This window comes from Mucilaginibacter sp. (assembly GCF_965277465.1).
Classification (GTDB): domain Bacteria; phylum Bacteroidota; class Bacteroidia; order Sphingobacteriales; family Sphingobacteriaceae; genus Mucilaginibacter.
The window spans coordinates 789,150-809,751 of record NZ_CBDICW010000001.1 but is presented as its reverse complement, the minus strand read 5'-3'; the positions used below and the strand labels follow the sequence as shown (position 1 = coordinate 809,751).

General features: G+C 41.6%; 17 protein-coding genes and 1 tRNA gene. 12 read left to right on the top strand and 6 right to left on the bottom strand.

The features are described 5' to 3' along the window. The first annotated feature begins 47 nt into the window (after positions 1-47). Positions 48-1,715: a glutamine--tRNA ligase/YqeY domain fusion protein gene (locus ACQY4U_RS03710; protein ID WP_428328028.1), complete on the top strand. Its 1,668-nt coding sequence runs from the start codon at positions 48-50 to the stop codon at positions 1,713-1,715. Between the two features lie 384 nt (positions 1,716-2,099). Here the strand turns inward: ACQY4U_RS03710 and ACQY4U_RS03705 are convergent, their stop codons facing one another. Together ACQY4U_RS03705 and gltX are read right to left on the bottom strand one after the other, a co-directional pair. Further along, entirely contained in the window at positions 2,100-2,927 is an 828-nt protein-coding gene (locus ACQY4U_RS03705) for an N-acetylmuramoyl-L-alanine amidase (RefSeq protein WP_428328027.1), read from the bottom strand. Positions 2,928-3,045: 118 nt separating this feature from the next. Beyond that, the gene (gltX, locus tag ACQY4U_RS03700) at positions 3,046-4,566 is read right to left on the bottom strand and encodes a glutamate--tRNA ligase (protein ID WP_428328026.1); all 1,521 of its coding nucleotides are present in this window, start codon (positions 4,564-4,566) and stop codon (positions 3,046-3,048) included. Between the two features lie 249 nt (positions 4,567-4,815). On the opposite strand from gltX, the gene ACQY4U_RS03695 reads away from it, so the two are divergent. Then, positions 4,816-6,033 carry a sensor histidine kinase gene (locus tag ACQY4U_RS03695; protein WP_428328025.1) on the top strand — a complete coding sequence of 406 codons (1,218 nt, stop codon included), beginning with the start codon at positions 4,816-4,818 and terminating at the stop codon, positions 6,031-6,033. Further along, positions 6,008-6,517 carry a DinB family protein gene (locus ACQY4U_RS03690; RefSeq protein WP_428328024.1) on the top strand — a complete coding sequence of 170 codons (510 nt, stop codon included), beginning with the start codon at positions 6,008-6,010 and terminating at the stop codon, positions 6,515-6,517. Before ACQY4U_RS03695 ends, ACQY4U_RS03690 begins: the two co-directional genes overlap by 26 nt. A gap of 47 nt (positions 6,518-6,564) precedes the next feature. On the opposite strand, the gene ACQY4U_RS03685 is transcribed toward ACQY4U_RS03690, so the two are convergent. Continuing rightward, positions 6,565-6,951: a DUF6249 domain-containing protein gene (locus tag ACQY4U_RS03685; RefSeq protein WP_428328023.1), complete on the bottom strand. Its 387-nt coding sequence runs from the start codon at positions 6,949-6,951 to the stop codon at positions 6,565-6,567. A 279-nt stretch (positions 6,952-7,230) separates the two neighbouring features. On the opposite strand from ACQY4U_RS03685, the gene ACQY4U_RS03680 reads away from it, so the two are divergent. The 4 genes from ACQY4U_RS03680 (at position 7,231) to ACQY4U_RS03665 (ending at position 10,216) form a co-directional block, all read left to right on the top strand. Beyond that, positions 7,231-7,812, top strand: a complete 582-nt coding sequence (locus ACQY4U_RS03680; RefSeq protein ID WP_428328022.1) for an RNA polymerase sigma factor — start codon at positions 7,231-7,233, stop codon at positions 7,810-7,812. Next, the gene (locus ACQY4U_RS03675) at positions 7,809-8,306 is read left to right on the top strand and encodes an anti-sigma factor family protein (protein ID WP_428328021.1); all 498 of its coding nucleotides are present in this window, start codon (positions 7,809-7,811) and stop codon (positions 8,304-8,306) included. The genes ACQY4U_RS03680 and ACQY4U_RS03675 overlap by 4 nt, the downstream gene beginning before the upstream one ends. A 637-nt stretch (positions 8,307-8,943) precedes the next feature. Continuing rightward, positions 8,944-9,792 (top strand): DUF2911 domain-containing protein, encoded by an 849-nt coding sequence (locus ACQY4U_RS03670; RefSeq protein WP_428328020.1) that lies wholly within the window; start codon positions 8,944-8,946, stop codon positions 9,790-9,792. A gap of 94 nt (positions 9,793-9,886) precedes the next feature. After that, entirely contained in the window at positions 9,887-10,216 is a 330-nt protein-coding gene (locus tag ACQY4U_RS03665) for a YnfA family protein (RefSeq protein WP_428328019.1), read from the top strand. A gap of 11 nt (positions 10,217-10,227) precedes the next feature. On the opposite strand, the gene ACQY4U_RS03660 is transcribed toward ACQY4U_RS03665, so the two are convergent. The 3 genes from ACQY4U_RS03660 to ACQY4U_RS03650 all read right to left on the bottom strand — a co-directional run bounded on the left by ACQY4U_RS03660 (position 10,228) and on the right by ACQY4U_RS03650 (position 14,830). Next, a complete protein-coding gene (locus tag ACQY4U_RS03660) occupies positions 10,228-11,946 on the bottom strand; it encodes a sodium:solute symporter (RefSeq protein ID WP_428328018.1) in 1,719 nt (572 codons plus the stop codon). Positions 11,947-12,054: 108 nt separating this feature from the next. Continuing rightward, positions 12,055-12,246: a hypothetical protein gene (locus ACQY4U_RS03655; RefSeq protein ID WP_428328017.1), complete on the bottom strand. Its 192-nt coding sequence runs from the start codon at positions 12,244-12,246 to the stop codon at positions 12,055-12,057. A 49-nt stretch (positions 12,247-12,295) separates the two neighbouring features. Then, positions 12,296-14,830: a PIG-L family deacetylase gene (locus ACQY4U_RS03650; protein ID WP_428328016.1), complete on the bottom strand. Its 2,535-nt coding sequence runs from the start codon at positions 14,828-14,830 to the stop codon at positions 12,296-12,298. Between the two features lie 195 nt (positions 14,831-15,025). Between ACQY4U_RS03650 and ACQY4U_RS03645 the strand changes: the two genes are divergently transcribed. The 5 genes from ACQY4U_RS03645 to ACQY4U_RS03625 all read left to right on the top strand — a co-directional run bounded on the left by ACQY4U_RS03645 (position 15,026) and on the right by ACQY4U_RS03625 (position 20,412). Continuing rightward, positions 15,026-15,673, top strand: coding sequence for a TetR/AcrR family transcriptional regulator (locus ACQY4U_RS03645; protein WP_428328015.1), 648 nt, complete (start codon positions 15,026-15,028; stop codon positions 15,671-15,673). Continuing rightward, the gene (locus ACQY4U_RS03640) at positions 15,657-17,024 is read left to right on the top strand and encodes a TolC family protein (protein WP_428328014.1); all 1,368 of its coding nucleotides are present in this window, start codon (positions 15,657-15,659) and stop codon (positions 17,022-17,024) included. Before ACQY4U_RS03645 ends, ACQY4U_RS03640 begins: the two co-directional genes overlap by 17 nt. 30 nt (positions 17,025-17,054) lie before the next feature. Continuing rightward, entirely contained in the window at positions 17,055-18,119 is a 1,065-nt protein-coding gene (locus ACQY4U_RS03635; protein WP_428328013.1) for an HlyD family secretion protein, read from the top strand. 5 nt (positions 18,120-18,124) lie between these two features. Then, on the top strand, positions 18,125-19,672 hold the full coding sequence (locus tag ACQY4U_RS03630) for a DHA2 family efflux MFS transporter permease subunit (RefSeq protein ID WP_428328012.1): 1,548 nt from the start codon (positions 18,125-18,127) through the stop codon (positions 19,670-19,672). Between the two features lie 666 nt (positions 19,673-20,338). Then, positions 20,339-20,412, top strand: a tRNA-Asp gene (locus ACQY4U_RS03625). The last annotated feature ends 190 nt before the right edge of the window (positions 20,413-20,602 follow it).

The window sequence follows — 20,602 nt, the reverse complement described above, 5'->3', positions numbered from 1 at the left end:
AAAGTTGTTCACACTTATGCCTATTTTTGCCGACTGTTAATCACACCATGAGCGAAGAAAAATCATTAAATTTTATAGAAGAGATAGTTGAAGAAGATTTAGCCAGCGGCAAAAACGGCAGCCGGGTGCTTACCCGTTTCCCGCCCGAGCCTAATGGCTACCTGCACATAGGCCACGCAAAATCCATCTGCTTAAATTTTGGATTGGCTTTAAAATATGGCGGCAAAACCAATCTCCGTTTTGATGATACCAATCCGAGTAAAGAAGAAACTGAATACGTTGACAGCATAAAAGCCGATGTTAAATGGCTGGGCTTTGAATGGGCCAACGAACTGTATGCTTCTGATTATTTTGATAAGCTTTATGATTTAGCAGTTATCCTGATACAAAAAGGACTGGCTTATGTTGATGACAGCAGCGCCGAAGAAATAGCTGCTCAAAAAGGTACGCCAACCGAACCCGGTACACCTAACCAATACCGCAGCCGCAGCATTGAAGAAAACCTGGAACTATTTGCCGATATGAAAGCCGGTAAATACCCTGATGGTGCAAAAGTATTACGCGCCAAGCTTGATTTGGCAGCAGCAAACATGCACCTGCGCGATCCTTTAATGTACCGCATTAAGCACACCCATCACCACCGCACCGGCGATAAATGGTGTATTTACCCGATGTATGATTTTGCCCACGGCCAGTCAGACGCTATTGAGGAGATTACCCATTCAATCTGTACGCTCGAGTTTATTCCGCACCGCCCGCTGTACGATTGGTTTATTGACCAGTTAGATATTTTCCCGTCCAAACAATATGAGTTTGCGCGTTTAAACCTTAACTACACCGTAATGAGCAAGCGCAAGCTGCTGCAATTGGTTGAAGAAGGACACGTAGAGGGATGGGATGATCCTCGGATGCCTACCATCAGCGGTTTACGCCGTAGGGGCTACACACCAGCATCTATCCGTGATTTTTGCGAGCGCATTGGCGTTGCCAAGCGCGAGAATATGATTGATGTTAGCCTGCTTGAATTTTGTATCCGCGAGGATCTGAACAAAACATCATGGCGCCGTATGGTGGTGCTTGATCCTATTAAAATGGTGATCACCAGCTACCCTGAAGGCCAAACTGAAACCATGTTCAGCGAAAACAATCCGGAGGTTGAAGGCGGCGAAGGCGGCAGGGACATTCCTTTCAGCCGTGAGCTGTGGATTGAGCGTGAAGACTTTATGGAAGTACCACCTAAAAAGTTTTTCCGTTTAGGTGTAGGGCTTTCTGTTAGGTTAAAGAGTGCATACATAGTAACCTGCCAAAGCTTTGTAAAAGACGCCGAAGGCAACGTTACCGAAATACATTGTACCCACCTGCCCGAATCAAAATCAGGTAATGATACCAGTGGTTTAAGCGTAAAGGGAACCATCCACTGGGTGAGTGTGCCGCATGCTGAAACTGCCGAAGTACGAATGTACGACCGCCTGTTTAAGGTAGAGAATCCGGCTAATGAGGACGGCGATTTTAAAGAATATTTAAATCCAGACAGCCTGCAGATCATCCCGAAGGCATATATCGAAGCTGATCTTGCCCAGGCAATACCGGGAAAGGGTTACCAGTTTATCCGCAAGGGATATTTCACCCTTGATAAACATTCTGCAAGTGATAGGCTGGTGTTTAACCGCACGGTTACGCTTAAGGATGGCTGGAAATCAACACCGGGGCGTTAAATAAAAACATTATTAAAGAAAAGCAGGTCATAGTCCATGACCTGCTTTTTTATTTTAGTATAATTCTTAAAAGCTTCGGCCTGTGCGATTCCTTCCCTGGGGAAGGAGTAGGTAGGGGTTCTATTGAATATACTTTGCAGTAACTGACATCACCGTCCCGCTCATAGACGCGGGGGCTAGTCACTTTTTCCTTAGATGAAAAAGTAACCGAAAAATCAAGTCAGAAAAAAGCTTCCACCCTGCAGGCCATACTCCCAGGCCCACTTTTCTGACAGGCCTTTGCCGCTTTTGATGTGCATGTGCATGTTATAGAGGTTTATTGAATTTGCTTTTCAAGTCCTTTCCTTTGGAGAGGATTTAGGTGAGGCTCAGCTATGAGCATTCTTAATAATATTTCTGATAAACATTATACAATATATTAAGATCGAGCTGGGTTAGCTGCGGGCTTATATCTGTTTGTACAAAATGGCGCTTAAAGGCAACTATAGCTGCTTTAATGTCTGATGTATCATAGCCAATAAGTTTAAGGGCGATTGTATAATTAAAATCTGCCGGGGCAAGTTCCAATATATCATCGCTCCAGTAACCGAAACCATGCTGTGCTAATTTTTGCCAAGGAAACAGCGGACCCGGATCGGGTTTGCGTTTAGGTGCAAAATCCTGGTGACCAATAAAATTTGCCTGCGGTATGTTATAGTTCTTTTTTAATTGCGTCAGCAAAACCAACAGGCTATTGATCTGCGCATCGGTAAACGGCTCCGTGCTGTTGTTATCAATCTCAATGCCTATCGAGCAGCTGTTCATATCGGTAACACTACCCCATTTACCTACACCTGCATGGTTAGCCCGCAAATAATCATTCACCATATGAAAAACCTTGCCGTTTTTAGCAATTACATAATGTGCGCTTACCTGTGTGCTGGTAATGGTAAAGGTTTTAAGGGTTTGCTTAACAGAATCCTGCCCGGTAAAATGGATGATCACATAGTTTGGCTTGCGGATACCAAAGTTAACGGTGCCCACCCAGTCTGACGGGATTAACGTACCCGTGCTATCGGTGAGCGCGGCAGGTAATTGCTGCTGTAGCGTTTCTGTAAATCTTTTTGTTTTGTCTTTATAATACTTATTGGTAACAGCATACGGCCCTTTAGGAGAGCAGGCCGCTAAAATGGCAATAAAGACCAGTAATAAACACAAGCGATAATTTTTCATAGGCTAACAATGTAGCTAATTTACGCAATGTATTTATTTAGCGATGGTATGGTAATAAAATAGTGACGCTTTTAACTTTTTACAATCAACCAAAAACGTCACTATTCATTTATAATTTTTAGCCGTTAAAAGCGGCTAATGCTTTTTCAATACGGCTTATGGTTTCGGCTTTGCCAAGCTGAACCGCAATATCAAACACATGCGGGCCAAACTTACCACCAACTAACATTATCCGGAAAGGTAGCATCAGCTCACCTGCTTTTATCGCTTTTTGTTCGGCAAGGGCTTTAAAGGCAGCTTCAAGACTGGCAGGCTCAAAAGCTTCAGTCGTATTTATTGTGCCGATAAAGGCATTGAAGAAATCTGTTTTAGCATCCGTCCATTTCGGCTTAACCGCATTTATATCGTATTCCTTAGGCTGCTCAAAAAAGTATGCCGATTGCTGATAAAAGTCTGTTAACAATACACAGCGGTCTTTTATAGTATCAATAACCTTTAACAGGTATGCATCGTTGGCAACAGTTACACCCTTTTCTTCCAAAACTATTTTAACTTTCGGCAGTAAAGTTTGTGCATCAGTTCTCTTTATCCACTCGGCATTGAACCATTTGGCTTTTTCAAAATCAAATTTAGCACCGGCCTTGCTTACGCGATCTAATGAAAATTTGCTCACTAATTCATCTAATGAAAATATTTCCTGGTCGCTGCCATCGTTCCAGCCAAGGGTAGCCAGCAGGTTTATAAAGGCTTCGGGTAAAAAACCCAGCTCGCGGAAACCGGGCGTTAATTCGCCGGTTTTGGCATCAAACCAATTCATGGCATAAACCGGAAAACCAAGGCGTGCGCCATCGCGCTTGCTTAGCTTGCCGTGGCCATCAGGCTTTAATATTAGTGGCAAATGCGCCCATTGCGGCATATCAGCTTTCCAGCCCAAGTACTCCCATAACAATAAATGCACGGGTGCCGATGGCAGCCACTCTTCCCCACGGAAAGCGTGGGTTATCTTCATCAAATAATCATCCACAACTACGGCTAAATGATAGGTTGGCATTCCATCTGCCTTTAATAAAACCTTATCATCAACCTGGTTGGTTTCAAAACTCACATGGCCGCGTATCAGATCGTTAAAGCTCACGCGCTCGTCGGCTGGCATTTTTATGCGGATAACATGCGGGGTATGCGCATCAAGCAATTGCTCAACCTCGTGTGCGCTTAATGAAATTGAATTGCGCAAGCCATCGCGGTATACCTGCCCATATTGAAAATTAGGGATCTCTTTGCGGTTCTGCTCCAATTCCTCGGTGGTATCAAAGGCATAATAAGCATGGCCCTGCTGAACAAGCCTTTCGGCATATTCACGGTAAAGGGCTTTGCGTTCGCTTTGGCGGTACGGGGCATAAGGGCCGCCAACCACCGGGCTTTCGTCGGGTATTAAGCCGCACCATTTAAGGCAATCTAAAATATATTCTTCAGCACCATCTACATAACGGTTCTGGTCGGTATCCTCAATACGTAAAACAAAGTCGCCGTTATGCTTTTTGGCAAACAGGTAATTAAACAATACTGTACGCACACCGCCAAGGTGTAAACCACCTGTAGGGCTTGGCGCAAACCGGACTCTAACTTTTTTATCATACATAGTATGGCAAAGATAGTTTTTAGTTTTTAGTCCGAAAGTGAGTTTGGCCGTAAACACCGAAAGTTAGCTTTGTTTGACGAAGCACTGACCCGCTGCCTCATTTACAGTCAGCGGCACAGCGGGTTTATAAATTAGGCGCTCACATTTACCTTTAAATATGTAATTTGGGCAAAATATAAGAAAACCGTATTTCGAACGTCTTAATCTTCCGGGCGTTTTGATTTTACTGACTTTCGGACTTCTTTAAAAATGAATCCATACCAACAAAAAAAACGCTGGAAATACTCGTTGCTCACCTTTGCGGTGGTTATAGCCAGCGGCTCCTTATTATATACCAATTACCTGGTCAGAAATATTGCCAAATCTGAACGTACCCGCGCACAGATCTGGGCCATGAGCATGAAACAGGTTCTATCATCAGATGATAACGACTTTTTAAATTATGTTTTTGCTGTTCGCGACAGTTCTGTAGTTCCGGCTATTGTTACCGACGAAAAGGGCGACTTTCAGTATAGGCGTAACTTAGATTCAACCAAAACATTTCTTAAGTTAGAAGCCGAAGGGAATAAAAAGCTCACTTACGATCTGGCTTATTTTCAAAGAGAGCTGGCCTACATGAAAAAGCAGCACGAGCCAATAAAGCTGGAAGTTTTAGGAAAACAATGGCTTATCTACTATAAAGATTCGGACCTGCTTACGCAGTTAAAGTTTTTCCCTTATATACAGCTTTCTGTTATTGCCATATTTTTATTGCTGGCCTACACCGCCTTCAGCTCGAGCCGTAAATCAGAACAGAACCAGGTTTGGGTGGGGCTTGCCAAGGAAACTGCCCACCAGTTGGGTACGCCCATATCATCATTAATGGCATGGACAGAATTGATGAAAGAAAAGTTTAATGCCGAAGAGGATCCGTTGATTGCCGAAATGGAGAACGACATAAAACGGCTTGAAATAGTTGCCGATCGTTTCTCAAAAATTGGTTCGACACCGAAACTGGAAGAACAAAAGGTTTATGAGGTAGTAAAAGATTTTGTTGATTACTTTAAGGTGCGCGTAAGCAAAAATATCAGCTTTGACTTAAAAGGTAACCCGCACCTGGTTGCCGGTTTAAACGTGCCGCTGTTTGATTGGGTGCTGGAAAACCTGTTGAAGAATGCCGTAAATGCGATTGAAGGCAAAGGATCAATAAATGTTGAGATTTCCGGAAACAAGTTAAAAAAACAGGTTTTTATTGATGTTACTGATACCGGTAAAGGCATTCCCCGCTCAAAATTTGATACCGTGTTTCAACCCGGATATACCACGCGCAAACGCGGCTGGGGGTTGGGCTTGTCATTAACTAAACGAATGATAGAGAATTACCACAATGGGCAGATTTTTGTGCGCGACTCAGAATTAGGTAAAGGAACAACCTTCAGAATTGTATTAAAAAACACCAAATATGATAAGCAGACCACAACCAAGTGAGTATTCTGACTTTGCTGCCCGCTATGTTGACCTGGTAGGCGACGGCCCTATATTGCAGATATTTGAAGATCAAAAGGAAAGCTCCTATAACCTGTTCACCGGCCTAACGCCTGATAAGGCTGCTTATGCCTATGCTGAAGGTAAGTGGACCATTAAACAGGTGCTGGGCCACATGGCCGATACAGAAAGAATATTTGCTTACCGCGCTCTGGTATTCTCGCGCGAGTCGATAACCTTACCAGGTTTTGATCAGGATGTTTATATGGAGCATACTACTTTTAACGAGCGGTCGATTGAGGATCTTGCCGATGAATTTAAAACCATCCGCCAGGCAAGTATTTATCTTTTTAAATCGTTAACTGAACCGCAATCAACGCAGAAAGGGATCGCCAGCGGCAATCCGTTTTCTGTAAGAGCTTATGCATATATGATAGCCGGACACGAGGCGCATCATATCAACATATTAAAGGAGCGTTATTTTTAGCAATATCAAGGAGCTTATACTTGTTTCTGCTGTTTAATCACCCTCAATTATTCAAGCTTGTCGGCTTTATCAGCGCCCAGTTTGTCGTTCTCTTTCTTTTCTATCAGGTATGATAAGAATAACCCTATACCACCGAATATGGCTATTAAAGCAAAGTAAATGGCTTCGTTATCATCCTGTGTTTTAACAAACACGGTACGGTCTAACAGGTAGGCAAAAAACAATCCCAGGCCTGCACCAATTAATAACAATCCCCATTTAAGGTTTTGGAAAGGTGCTGATTGTGGCTTGTACCTGCGTGGGTCCATTCCGCGTTCAATCATTGCCATTCTTTCGCGTTTACCCAGGTAAACAATTCCAAAAATCATTGCGAATAGAGCCAGCGGTACCAAAATGGCTACCATTACTCCGAGTTCTTTAGTGTGATCTTCCATGATATTTAATTTTTTAGGTTAATACTGTTTTTGTTTTTAAGCACCATTGTGGTGTATTTGAAAGCTATGACCACACTGTTTTAAAAGAGGTTACAGTATTTGTGAAAAAAGTTTAAACCGGATCCCTTACTATATATAGTACGATCTTTTATTACTTAGCTGATCTTCTTGAAGATTACTATATATAATAAATGCCATCATCTGCCAAAGGCAAATAAAAAGTATCTTTACTTTAAGTGTAACCTTAGGCAGTAATAAGTCGTCAGAGAGCTATAGTAAATGCAAAGCAAGCTTTCAGATATAGAATTGATAGAACAAACCCTGGCCGGAGATCAGCGGGCATATGCCGACCTGATTAAACGGCACCAGCGTTTTGTGTTCACCCTGGCCCTTCGTTTTGCAAAGGGACGGGAGGATGCTGAAGAAATTGCGCAGGACTGCTTTATAAAGGCATACCGATCGCTCTCATCCTTCCAGGGGCAATCAAAATTCAGTACCTGGCTGTATAGTATTGTTTATACCACGGCTATGACTTTTTTGCGTAAAAAAAGAATTAATACCGATTCTATAGATGATGAAGGCACTTTTATACAGGTTGAAAGCCATACCTCATCCTACGATGTTAACAATGCCGAAAACAAATCGCGGTCGTTTTACCTTAGCCAGGCGATTGAGCAGCTAACGGCAGATGATGCTACCATTATAACCATGTTTTATAAAGGAGAGCAATCATTAGAGGAGATAGGGCAGGCATTGGGGATGGAAGCAAATAACGTGAAGGTGAAATTATTCAGGGCGCGCCAGCGTTTAAAAGAAAAGCTGGAGCGCAATTTAAAACATGAAGCTAAAGAACTGATATGAATAACATAGAAGAAAAACTTTGGGACTATATTGATGGCAACTGCTCCGCAGCTGAACAGGAAGCTATTAGTGGCCTGATAGACAGCGATGAAGTATACCGGGATAAATACCAGGAACTTTTATTGCTGAACCAGGAGTTTGCAACAATGGAGCTTGACGAACCGCCAATGGCTTTTACTTATAATGTGATGGAGGCCATCCGTACCGAACAGGCGCAGGTGCCGTTAAAGGCAGCTATTAACAAGCGGTTAATGTTTGCTATAGGTGCGTTTTTTGTACTTACCATTTTAGCATTGCTGATATTTACTTTTAGCAATGTGAGCCTATCAGCAACGGATGTAACCGCCAGTGCACCGAAGGATTTAAAAATGCCTGATATTAACCATTATATATCAAAGCCAATAGTTGAGGGCTTTGTGTTTTTTGATATTGTACTGGCTTTATACTTACTTGATGGTTACCTGCGCAAAAAGAATTTATCAAAACAAGTTTAAATTCATAATTGCATACAGTTGTATGCTTTCGGGTACGTTAATCATTTTGCCTATACAGCAATATGGCTATTCTTTAACTTAAATCCGGTAGTAATGTTTTTGGTATAATAATTGATATAAATTAAGCGAACTGGTATCCTATCAGTTCAATTGTGATAAGGTTTAGGTTGAAAGTCCCCCGCAGCAAGTGCAGGGGGCTTTTATTTTTTATAGGTTCTTTTCGATTACCTCCTTTAGAATAAAAAATTCAATAGCGCTGGCTGTGTGCGATTCCTTCCCTGGGGAAGGAGGATGTAGGGATTCTATTAAATATAATTGTGGTAAATGAAATCATCGTCCCGCTCATAGCCGCGGAGGCTTAGTCACTTTTTCCTTAGATGAAAAAGTAACCAAAGATCAAGTCAGAAAAAAGCTTCCACACACAGGCCATACGCCCAGGCCCGCTTTTCTGACAGGCCTTTACCCGCTTTTGGATTTGGGTTTTATTAAATAAAGCTTTTCAAGTCCTCTCCTTTGGAGAGGATTTAGGTGAGGCCTTTCCAATATATTTTTCTATATGACTTTACCTTTTCAATATTTATAGTCTATCCATTTTAATATCTTATTACAATTAATAACTTAGTATAAAATTATAAATATGAAAAAGCATTATACTTATATAATAGCCATTGTTTTAACGGTTTGTTGCTTTAAAGCAAGCGCACAGGCACCCCGCATTCCGGAGGCCAGCTCTACACAAACCATCATTCAGGATTTTGGCTTGGGTAAAGTCAGCATCACCTACTCGCGGCCTAATGTAAAAGACCGCGTAATTTTTGGTGGTATAAACCCATACGGACAAGTTTGGCGCACCGGCGCAAATGCTGCAACAACTATAAATTTTTCTGAAAATGTAATTATTGAAGGCCATAGCGTGCCGGCAGGAACTTATTCGCTTTTTACTATTCCTGAAAAAAACGAGTGGACCGTTATCCTGAATAAAACCGTTAAACAATGGGGTGCCTACAGCTATAAAGAGGCCGATGATTTTTTACGTTTCAAGGAAAAACCTATTTATCTTGATGAAAAACGTGAAACCTTTACCATCCAGTTTGCTAATCAAACCACTAAGTCATCCGATCTTTATTTAGTTTGGGACCATACCGCCGTTGCCATACACCTGCAAACCGATGATGATGCACAAATAACTGCCAACATTGACCAGTTAATGAAGGGTGACAGAAGGCCTTATTACTTTAATGCCATACAATACTATTATGAAAATAATAAGGATATGAAAAAGGCATTGGGCTGGGTTATGGAAGCTGAAAAAAGTGATCCTAAAGGCCCCTGGTTTAAATTATGGGAAGCCCGCATCCATTTAAAAATGGGTGATAAAGACGCCGCAATTACTGCCGCACAAGCTGGTATAGAACTTGCCAAAGCCAGTAACGATGAAGAATATGTAAGACTTAACCAGGCGGTATTAGATAAAGCAAAAAGCTAAATTTAATTGCCTGTAGTTTCTTTCTTAAATTATTACTGAAGGAAACTATTTACTTTTCCGGTCTGTTTATCAATTATCAATTAACCTAATACTATTGAATATAATCAGATCATTAGGCATATTTATACTTGCCGGACTTTGCGAAATAGGCGGCGGCTACATGATATGGTTATGGCTAAAATCAGATAAGCCCCTATGGTACGGTATTTTAGGGGGAATTATCCTGATCCTCTATGGCGTAATAGCAACCTGGCAAACCGCAAATTTTGGACGGGTTTATGCCACATACGGCGGCATTTTTATAGTGATGGCCCTGCTATGGGCATGGAAAGTGGATGGCTTTAAGCCGGATAGGTATGATATTATAGGCGCTGCAATTGCTTTATTAGGCGCCTGTATAATTATTTATATGCCCCGTAAATAATCAAACACAAATCAGGATGTTTGCTGTGGTATGGCTTCCTTTTTATTACTACCGGGCGCTAACAGGTTAATACCCCCTGCAATAATGATCACCAATATACAGCCGATCATGTTGAGCCATAAATAAGCTACCTTATCAGTATAGCCAATAATGCAAACTAACAGTTCGGTAATAATTGCGGCTATAAAAACAGAGTTTCCGCGTATTTTTTTTAGGTAGAACGCCACTACAAACACGCCTAATATGGTACCGTAAATGTACGATCCTAATTTATTTACATACTCCAATAAATTACCAACCTTGCTGGCATAAAGGGCCATTGCCACGCAGATCAATCCCCAAAAAATAGTAGCCAGCCTTGATGCATTCAGGTAATTGGCATCAGATGCACCGGGGTTTATGATACGTTTATAAATATCAACAACGCTGGTTGATGCCAGTGAATTTAAAGCACTTGCCGTTGAACCCATCGAAGCTAAAAATATAATAGCTATCAGCAAGCCAATTAATCCCCTTGGTAAGTAATGGGTAACAAAGTTCAGGAACACGTAGTTGGTATCGTCGCCGTTAGCTTTATCGTTATTCTTTTTCATTACCGCTATCGCACTGCTGCGGATGTCGGCCGCCTGTTTGTCTGCAATTTTAAGGTTGCCTTGCGCCATGCTTATTTGGGCTTGATCTTTACTATCCAAAGCTTTCACCAGTGCGTCAGCTTTATTTTTCCGTTGTTCAAATACCTCAGCATACTGATTTTCTAACTTATTGTAGGCTGCCGCATAATGGCTTTGTTTTACCTGCTTTACTTCGTACTGGTTAAAAAACATAGGTGGCCTGTTAAACTGGTAAAAGGCAAATACCAGTATGCCGATCAGCAGTATCAAAAACTGCATAGGGATTTTAACAAGCCCATTCATAATAAGCCCGAGCCTGCTTTGCCCAACCGAGCTCCCCGTTAAATAACGGCCTACCTGGCTCTGATCTGTCCCGAAATAAGAAAGCTGTAAAAAAAAGCCACCGATAATGCCGCTCCAAATATTGTACCGGTTATTGGGGTCAAACTTCCAGTCTATCACATTCATTTTACCCAGCTTGCCCGCTAATTTTATAGCATGCCCAAATCCCACACCTTTTGGCAACAGGCTTACCACCATTATAGCAGCAAAAAACATCCCCAAAAAAATAATGCTCATTTGCAGCAGCTGGGTATAGGATACAGCTTTGGTGCCACCGTAAACGGTATAAAATATTACCAGCCCCCCAATAAAGAGAGTAGTATAAACCGTATTAATATCTAATATAGTTGATAAAATGATGGATGGCGCGTATATGGTAATACCTGTTGATAGACCCCGCTGGATCAAAAATAAAAAGGAGGTGAGCGCCCTTGTTTTAAGATCAAACCGCTGCTCTAAAAACTCGTATGCCGTATATACCTTAAGCTTATGAAATATGGGCACAAAGGTTACGCACAGCACAATCATGGCCAGCGGCAAGCCGAGGTAAAATTGTACAAATCGCATCCCATCGGCATAAGCCTGGCCGGGAGCCGATAAAAAGGTAATCGCGCTGGCCTGTGTAGCCATTACCGATAAACCTACATGATACCAGGGTAATGAGCGGCCGCCCATCAGATACTGATCAATGTTTTTGCTGCTGCCGCTTTTCCATATACCATAAACAATAATGGTAAGCAGGGTAACGGCAAGAACTATCCAATCAGCTAAGCTCATTCAAAAAGAGTGGTGATGAGCCAGAAAATAAATATTAATAGAACCAGCCAGCCGATAACAATACCGTAAAACTGGTTCCAGCTATGAATAAATGAAGGCAGATCAGGATCAGGCTTCTTCACCCCTGCCTTTAACAAACACATTCACGAAAAAGGCCGCGAATAATAAACCAAAAAGGCCTAATGAAAGTATCCAGATAAATCCTTTGTCAACAACTAAACCTACAAAAAGGCCGCTTAATAAGCCAACCACATAGTATAGGTAATCGTAGCTAACCTCTTCTTCTTCGTTATGTTTCATGATATATTGATATATGAGTGCAAATTTATATTAATAATTGCATAGATGCCTAATTCAAAGGCGTATTTTTAGGTTTACTCAGTAAATTAATAAATAAGCGGTAAGCCCCGGGCACCCCGGCAGGCAATTGCCTGAAAAATGCCAGCGATGTATAAATAAACCGGCCTTCCCCGTAATTCCCTGTAATTAACGATCCATTGTTGGGTGCCTCGCCTGCATCATTCATTTGCAGCACCGCTTTATATTGGGGGTCAATATCGTTTACAAAGTACAGCCCGCGTTCCTGTACCCAGCCGCTAAAATCATTGCTGGTGATCAAATTGGGATAGTTTAACACCGGGTTCTGCTTATCTAAAATAGTAACGGTTGCGTTTTCGTCAGTTACCCTTTGGTTAACAGGCTTAAAAGGATAAGGGCCAATCTGCTTGGTAACCAGGCCTGCATTGTTATTGTACTGCACCACCAGGTTGCCACCATTTTTTACATACTCAAGCAGTTTGGGCTGCTCATAGGCCAGCCTTTCGTTCACATTATAAGCGCGCACCCCGGTAATAATGGCATCGTAACCAGAAAGATCGCCGTTTATAATATCGTTTTCAGTTAGCTGGTGCACATCATAGCCTACCTGTTTAAGGGCTTCGGGCACCAAATCGCCTGCCCCATTGATATAACCTATTTTTTTGCCTGCAATTTTAAGGTTAAGATCAATCAGCTTAGCCTGCGCCGGGGGAAAGAGTGTGATATTAGGAATATGATCATAATGGATCTCCTTGATCTCATAATTATATTTATGCGGGTCGCTGTCTATACTTACCTGCATTTCGGCAAGGCCGTTTTGCGCATTGGTTAATGATGTTATGGTAAAGTTCTCTACCCACTCATTACCCTTGTTTTTATCTTTAAAGCTGATGTTTTCAGGACTGGCCTTCCAGCCCTCCGGCAGGTTTAAATGAAGGCTGCCCGTAGCCGATTTTTTAAAGCTTTTTAGTTTTACCTGTATGTTTTGAGGCTGGTGGCTATTAAAAATATAAACATGCCCTGCAATATTAGCCGTTACAGGCGGTGTAATTTCAACCGGCTGATAAATTTCGCCTTTGGCAGGGTCAACATATTTATACATCAGTTTCCTGGTAATGGTGATAGGATTCCCCTCAACCAAAAACTTAAATTCAACCGTTGGTGCATCCGGATTTTCGGGATTGCCCGCTTCGCCAGCATTATTAATATTATAGGTACCTATAGCATGTGCCGATTCCAGCCAGTAGGGCTGTGATATTTTACCGGCGATGCAATCATTAGTAAAGGTCTGTAACTCATTAGCGGGGATGAGTTTATCCCTTTCAGCAACAGGCAGTTCATAGCGGGCAATGGGTGGCATAAATGCCGCAGAGGCATTATCAGCATTATCGGGATGTTGCAAAACGGTTAGCCCGCTTAACGAAATATTAAGCCCATAACGGCTGATCAGCTGCGAGCGGATATTCATCTGCTCGCCCAGCGCGTAGGCCGGTTCAGTAGTGTAGGCTTCAACCCATAATCCGGCGCAAGCCGTAATCATATTGGTTACTTCCTGTTCCTTCTGATCTTTCCAGTACGATGCCGGCAGCTTTTCTACTTTAGTTAACAAAGCAACCAGTGCTTTAACTGATCTGTCGGGATGGTCTGTCTCAAAATCCTTGCGGATCTTTTTAACGTCGGCGGCAATTGCTTCGCCGCCTTTTACCCTGTCCCAGGTGGTATTAACCCCGTCCATCAGTTCGGTTTTTGGCGCATCACCCAAAATAGTTTTAAAATATTCAAAGGATTCGCCCCTTTGCCTTGCCGAGCCAAACCCCTGTGTTTTATGGTTCGATCTGCTTTCGGCGGCTAATTCACCATACCCTTTGCCAAGGGTTGCATTATAAACCCCTACATCAATCTTAAACTGATCGGGGCTGGTGGTATTGGTTGATCCGAAGTTGAATGTATTCCACAATAACCTCCTGGCCTGCCACGGCTGCACATATTGCAACTGCTCGGGGAAACGTTTAGGATCGGCAGCCGCAATAAAAGCTTCCTGCGCTAATATAGCCGATGAGGTATGATGCCCGTGGCCACCTTCGCCCGTGGTGGGGAATCTGCAGATCATAACATCCGGCCTGAATTTACGGATCACCCAAACCACATCGCCCAATACCTTTTCCTTATCCCATATTTTCAGCGTTTCATCCGGCCCTTTCGAAAAGCCAAAATCATTAGCACGGGTAAAAAACTGCTCGGCGCCATCAACCCGGCGCGCTGCTAAAAGTTCCTGCGTACGTATCAGCCCTAAAAGCTCGCTTTGCTCATTACCAATCAGGTTTTGCCCGCCATCCCCACGTGTCATTGATAAATATCCGGTGCGGTAATGTTTCTCTTGGGCCAGGTACGCCAGCAGGCGGGTGTTCTCGTCGTCAGGGTGTGCGGCTATATATAGCACACTTCCCAACACTTCTAATTTCTTGAAATTTTGCTGTATCGTCGCTAAATCAGCCGGGGGGGCTGTTTGCGCACAGGCAAATTGTACTAAAAACAAAAAGGCGGCAAGAAATCTGGTGCGGTTCATGATAGCAAATATATTGAAAGATATATGGCAAATTTTATGTGTATCAACATTTTAACATTTGTAAAACAATTACAAACCCTTGTTTGTTAATCAATCGATTAATTTTTTATTGTTGATTATCAGCTATTTATAATTAATCAGTAAAAAACATTTTGCATCAATCAATCGTTTGATTAGTTTTGCGCGAGAAAAGCAATGGAGAAAGAAAAAATAGATAAGAAAGACCACATCCTGGATGTTGCTGAAAGGATATTTTCAGATCTCGGATTTGATGGCGCGTCTACCCGGACAATTTCCGGAGAAGCAGGTGTTAACATGGCCATGCTTAATTATTACTTTGGTTCAAAAGAGGGCTTGTTCCTGGCCGTTTTTGAAAGGAAGATCTCATCATTTCAAACCTTATTACAAAACATTGGTAATGATGAAAGCATGACATCATGGGACAAATTAGCCATGTGCATTGATAAATATGTTGACCGCATAATTGTTAATAACTGTTTTCAGAAATTGATAAACAGGGAGGTTTCGATGAGTAAGCGCGGCGGCCTCAATGATAAGATCACTGAAATACTAATGGTAAATGTGATTGAAATCAAAAAAATATTAGATGATGGTGTTAGAAACGGCAGTTTTTACAACGATATTGATACCGAGCTGGCTATCGCTACTATTTTTGGTACAAAAAATTACATAATTAACACACCCAATATATCCTCCTTAATATTAGGACACGATGTTCGTGATGAAAAGTTTTTAGAAGAAAAACTTAAACCACGAATAAAAGTATATATGAAAAAACTTTTAAAAGCATACTTAGTGAACGAAAATGACAACAATAAATAATAACCCCAACCTTCACCTTCTAAAAAACGTTGCAGCAACGTTTAAGCGCTTTGTTATTCCGGCGGTAATTGTTACCGTATTTTTAGGAACTACTGCAAACGCACAGGACAGGGCCATCACCCTTGACGAAGCTATTAAACTTGGCCTTGATAACAGCAAGGTTTTAAAGCTTTCAAAATCAAGAATTGATGAGGCCATTTCCCAGTTTGAACAAGCTAAGGACCTTTCAAAACCAACCGGCAGCGTAAGCTTTGGTTATGACCGTGCGGAGATACCGGCCAACAAGCTTGACTTTGGCCCATCAAGTATTGCTTTACCCAAAAATGCAAATGCCTACTTAGGCATCCTGTCAGTAAACGAAGTAATATTTGGCGGTAACAAATTAAAATATGCCAGGCAATCAACCGAGTTGTTAACCCGCGTATCGCGCCTGAGCGCTGATAATGATAAGGATGAGATCACTTATGACATTATCAACGCGTATTATGGCCTTTACAAGGTTTTACAAAGCAAAAAAGTGGTTGATCAGAATTTGAGTACCGTTGATCAGCAAATTAAGCAATCACAACGCTTTTTTGACCAGGGCCTGGTTACCAAAAATGATGTACTACGCTTTCAGTTACAGCGTGCAAACATTGAACTGAACGGTATTGACCTTGAAACCAACCGCAGGATAATTAACTACAATCTTGACATTTTATTAGGCTTACCCGAAGGCACACAGCTTACTATTAACGAGATAAAAGAAGCCGACCGGCAAATAGCCCCACTTGCTAATTATATTGATACAGCTATGGCCAACCGTATTGAGCTTAAACAATATGACCTGCGTACACAAGTGGCCGAAAGCAATATCAGTACCGTAAAGGCTAATATGCTGCCAACCTTTTCGGCATCGGGCAGTGCTTATTATGTTGATGTAGCTGCTAACCCGATTCCAAAAAGCGGAACTTACATTACGCCAATAACGCTGGGCTTAAACCTATCGTGGAACTTCTCGTCATTATGGACCAACAAGAACAAGGTTAGCCAGGCAAGGATACAGCGCGAAGAAGTGGTAGAGAACAAAAACATCGCTCTTGATAATGTTAAAAAAGAAGTAAACCAGGACTATCAGAATTATACAATGGCTTTAGCTAAGATAAAGCTTTTGCAAACTTCAATTGAGCAGGCTGGCGAAAACAATAAAATTCTTGAGTCGAAATATAAAAGCAATATAGCCTCAGCAACCGACAGGGCAGATGCCGAAACATTGCTTTACCAGGCACAGATCAATTTAGAATTAGCAAAAGCTGATGCTGGTCTGGCTTATTACACATTGATTAAATCAACCGGAAAACTTAACAAATAATACTTAAAAAATCCTCAAACAATACATAAAATGGCAAAGGCACACGAAACACAGGAAACCGAAACTAAAAAGAAACCTAACAAAGTTCTTCCTATCATATTAGGAGTAATACTTGTAGCAGGGATTATTTTCGGTGTAAAAGAATATATCTATTTCGGCAAGCACGTAGATACCGATGATGCACAGATTGACGGCGACATAAGCCCGGTAGTTTCGCGCGTTAGCGGATATGTAGACAGCGTTAATTTTGAAGAGAACACACACGTTAACAAAAACCAGCTATTGGTTAAAATTGACGATAAAGACTATAAAATTAAATTAGAGCAGGCCCAGGCAGCACAAACAGGCGCCAACGCAAATATCAATGTAGGCGAATCACAGATATTTGTTAACGATGCAAGTTCTTCAAGTGCAAAGGCACAGGTTGAATCGGCAGCTGCAAGGTTGGATAAAACCAAAAAAGATTACTTGCGTTATGCCAACCTTGTTAAAGATGGTTCAGTAACCCAACAGCAATTTGACCAGGCAAAGGCCGATCTTGAAGTAGCACAGGCTAATTACCAGGCATCTAAAGATCAGTACAAAGCAGCGCAGGAACAGGTTAGCGCTACTAAAAACCAACTAAAAGTAACCCACACAGGTGTTAGCCAAAAGCAAGTTGATGTTGATTATGCAAAACTACAGTTATCATACACCAACGTTTTATCACCAGCAAGCGGTATCGTTTCAAAAAAGAATGTACAGTTAGGGCAGCTGGTACAGGCTGGCCAAACGCTGTTTTCAATAGTTAATGATAACAGCATATATATTACTGCCAACTTTAAAGAAACACAATTAGATAAAATACGCGACGGGCAAAAAGTTGAAATAGATGTTGATGCCTACCCTGATATGAAAGTTAGTGGAAAAGTATACAACTTTTCGCCTGCAACAGGAGCTAAATTTTCATTGCTACCTCCGGATAATGCAACCGGTAACTTTGTAAAGGTTGTACAACGTGTACCTGTTAAAATAAAAATTAGCGGTAGCAAAGAAGATATTGAAAAATTACGCCCGGGTATGAGCGTAAACGTATCTGTAATAGTAAAAGACTAAAACTCATGGCTGAAACTGGCTTTAAAAAATGGATCATTACTATCACGGTTATCATCGCTTCGTTACTGGAGCTGATTGATACCACGATAGTAAACGTTTCGCTCCCGAATATACAAGGTAACCTTGGCGCAACCCTTGAGGATGTTGCCTGGGTTGTTACCGGTTATTCAGTAGCAAACGTAATTATACTACCCATGTCGGGCTGGCTGGGAAGCCGATTTGGACGAAAAAATTACTTCATAACCTCCATCATTGTATTTACCATCGCATCGTTTTTATGTGGTAATGCAACCGGACTTAGCGAGCTGGTGCTGTTCAGGATACTGCAGGGTATAGCAGGGGGTGGTTTAATATCAACCTCACAGGCTATACTGATAGAAACCTGGCCACGCGAGCAAATTGGCACGGCAACAGCATTGTTTGGCTTAGGCGCAGTTGTAGGGCCCACAGTAGGGCCTACAATAGGTGGTTACATCACAGATCATTATTCATGGAGATGGATATTTTATGTAAATATACCCGTAGGTGCCATAGCTGCTTTTTGTGCCTATACCTTTGTGAGGGAAACGCCTAAGGATGAAAAGGGGAAACCGATAGACTGGTGGGGCATTGCACTGCTTGCAGTAGCAGTAGGCAGTTTGCAAACCATCCTTGAAAAAGGAGAATCGGAAGACTGGTTTGCCAAAACCTATATCCTTGTATTAACCATATCTGCCATTTTAGGTATATTATTGTTCATCTGGAGGGAACTGAGCATCGACTATCCTATTGTGAATTTCAGCATCCTCCGGCATCGAAGCTTCGCGGTGGGTATGTTTACCTCGTTTGTGCTCGGCTTCGGTTTGTACAGTTCGGTATTTGTGTTCCCTATATTTTGTCAAAACCTGCTTGGCTTTTCGGCACAGCAAACCGGGGTTATTTTATTCCCGGGCGGGCTTTGTACTATTATCATGATGCCTTTTATAGGTAAAATGCTCAATAAGGGAATTCCGGCTCAATTTATGGCTACAGCAGGTATGTTCTTGTTCTTTGTATTTACTACGATGCTAAGCAACTCAACACTTGATGTTGGTACCAGCAGTTTCTTTTTACCATTGGTAATCAGAGGGGTTGGAATGGCATTGTTGTTTGTACCGCTAACCACATTGGCTATCGCTGATTTGAAGGGCCCGGAAGTAGGCCAGGGAACAGGCTTAAACAACATGATGCGCCAGTTAGGCGGTTCGTTTGGTATAGCTGCGCTTACTACCGTAATACACATTAGGGAAGGCGTTCACCGCAGTAACCTGTTATCTAACATTAACCCGTACAACCCTGCGTTTACGCAAAGGTATAATATGTACCTTCAAGGCTTTTTAGCAAAAGGAAAATCAATGATTGATGCTACCCACATGGCCTATGGTGCTATTGAAGGTGCATTAACCAAACAAACGCTTTTGCTTACGTATGACGATGCCTACTGGATCTCGGGCTTAGTTATGTTATTCTCTATACCATTGCTTTATTTACAGCCGTTTAAAAAAGCTGTAGCAATGCCTGTAGACGCCCACTAAAACAACAAAAAGCCGTTCATTTATCATGAACGGCTTTCCCCAAAAAACTACAATTAAAATTTATTAGAACCCCGGTTATTATGATATTAGTGATAATATAATCTTAGTCGGGGTTTGTTTAATCTAAGGTCATAAATGTACAGCTTTTAATGCGAAAAACGCAAATTTTATTGCTGCTAAAATGTGATTTATGAAAAATAGATGAAGATTTGCTCCCATTTATTTTCTAATTGTTAAAACACACGGCATATTTCGGTTTATTTAACAATAAATGCGATATAATAACCTTTTACATGCTGTTAGTATCTCTTCTTTACGCCTGGCACCGTAAAGGGTAAAGCCTTATTTAACTTCAATACATTACAAAGCCGCTTTTTATTTACAGTCCTTTTTCGCGTTCAAACCCGTTTGCATTCAAAAACAAGTCCATTATTATCTGATTATCTCACATTTAATCTTCCAATATTTACCAATAATTATGCTCCGGCAATAAAAACATTAGTTGATTATCCTGATATTCCCTTAAAAAAGGGATTATTTTACACATAAATAAAACTTTAAATAAACCTAAACCACTCATAAACAGCTTGTAAATGTATTTTATCAGCTTTTTTTCAAAAACAGCTTGCTTAATAAACTTTGGTGCGTATATTTGCAATCCCAAACGGAGTGGTAGTTCAGCTGGTTAGAATACATGCCTGTCACGCATGGGGTCGCGGGTTCGAATCCCGTCCATTCCGCTTTAGAGGGTTCAAGTCCTCGCAAAACGCTTAAATCAAAATGGTTTAGGCGTTTTTTTTTGCTCAAAAAACCGTTTAACTACTCAGGCTTTATGACTCGTCCAGGTGACCTATTCGGTGACCTGTTTCTAATAACTAATTTAGCCACAAATTAACGTTAACTAAATGGTATTCAATTATTTAGATAGTT

What these genes read in the sequence shown, in the direction of transcription:
- ACQY4U_RS03705 (WP_428328027.1), bottom strand. Translation starts at nt 2,927, where the DNA reads ATGAAAAATTATCGCTTGTGTTTATTACTGGTCTTTATTGCCATTTTA.
- ACQY4U_RS03680 (WP_428328022.1), top strand. Translation starts at nt 7,231, where the DNA reads ATGCAAAGCAAGCTTTCAGATATAGAATTGATAGAACAAACCCTGGCC.
- ACQY4U_RS03695 (WP_428328025.1), top strand. Translation starts at nt 4,816, where the DNA reads ATGAATCCATACCAACAAAAAAAACGCTGGAAATACTCGTTGCTCACC.
- ACQY4U_RS03660 (WP_428328018.1), bottom strand. Translation starts at nt 11,946, where the DNA reads ATGAGCTTAGCTGATTGGATAGTTCTTGCCGTTACCCTGCTTACCATT.
- ACQY4U_RS03690 (WP_428328024.1), top strand. Translation starts at nt 6,008, where the DNA reads ATGATAAGCAGACCACAACCAAGTGAGTATTCTGACTTTGCTGCCCGC.
- gltX (WP_428328026.1), bottom strand. Translation starts at nt 4,566, where the DNA reads ATGTATGATAAAAAAGTTAGAGTCCGGTTTGCGCCAAGCCCTACAGGT.
- ACQY4U_RS03640 (WP_428328014.1), top strand. Translation starts at nt 15,657, where the DNA reads ATGACAACAATAAATAATAACCCCAACCTTCACCTTCTAAAAAACGTT.
- ACQY4U_RS03675 (WP_428328021.1), top strand. Translation starts at nt 7,809, where the DNA reads ATGAATAACATAGAAGAAAAACTTTGGGACTATATTGATGGCAACTGC.
- ACQY4U_RS03645 (WP_428328015.1), top strand. Translation starts at nt 15,026, where the DNA reads ATGGAGAAAGAAAAAATAGATAAGAAAGACCACATCCTGGATGTTGCT.
- ACQY4U_RS03655 (WP_428328017.1), bottom strand. Translation starts at nt 12,246, where the DNA reads ATGAAACATAACGAAGAAGAAGAGGTTAGCTACGATTACCTATACTAT.
- ACQY4U_RS03650 (WP_428328016.1), bottom strand. Translation starts at nt 14,830, where the DNA reads ATGAACCGCACCAGATTTCTTGCCGCCTTTTTGTTTTTAGTACAATTT.
- ACQY4U_RS03630 (WP_428328012.1), top strand. Translation starts at nt 18,125, where the DNA reads ATGGCTGAAACTGGCTTTAAAAAATGGATCATTACTATCACGGTTATC.
- ACQY4U_RS03710 (WP_428328028.1), top strand. Translation starts at nt 48, where the DNA reads ATGAGCGAAGAAAAATCATTAAATTTTATAGAAGAGATAGTTGAAGAA.
- ACQY4U_RS03670 (WP_428328020.1), top strand. Translation starts at nt 8,944, where the DNA reads ATGAAAAAGCATTATACTTATATAATAGCCATTGTTTTAACGGTTTGT.
- ACQY4U_RS03685 (WP_428328023.1), bottom strand. Translation starts at nt 6,951, where the DNA reads ATGGAAGATCACACTAAAGAACTCGGAGTAATGGTAGCCATTTTGGTA.
- ACQY4U_RS03635 (WP_428328013.1), top strand. Translation starts at nt 17,055, where the DNA reads ATGGCAAAGGCACACGAAACACAGGAAACCGAAACTAAAAAGAAACCT.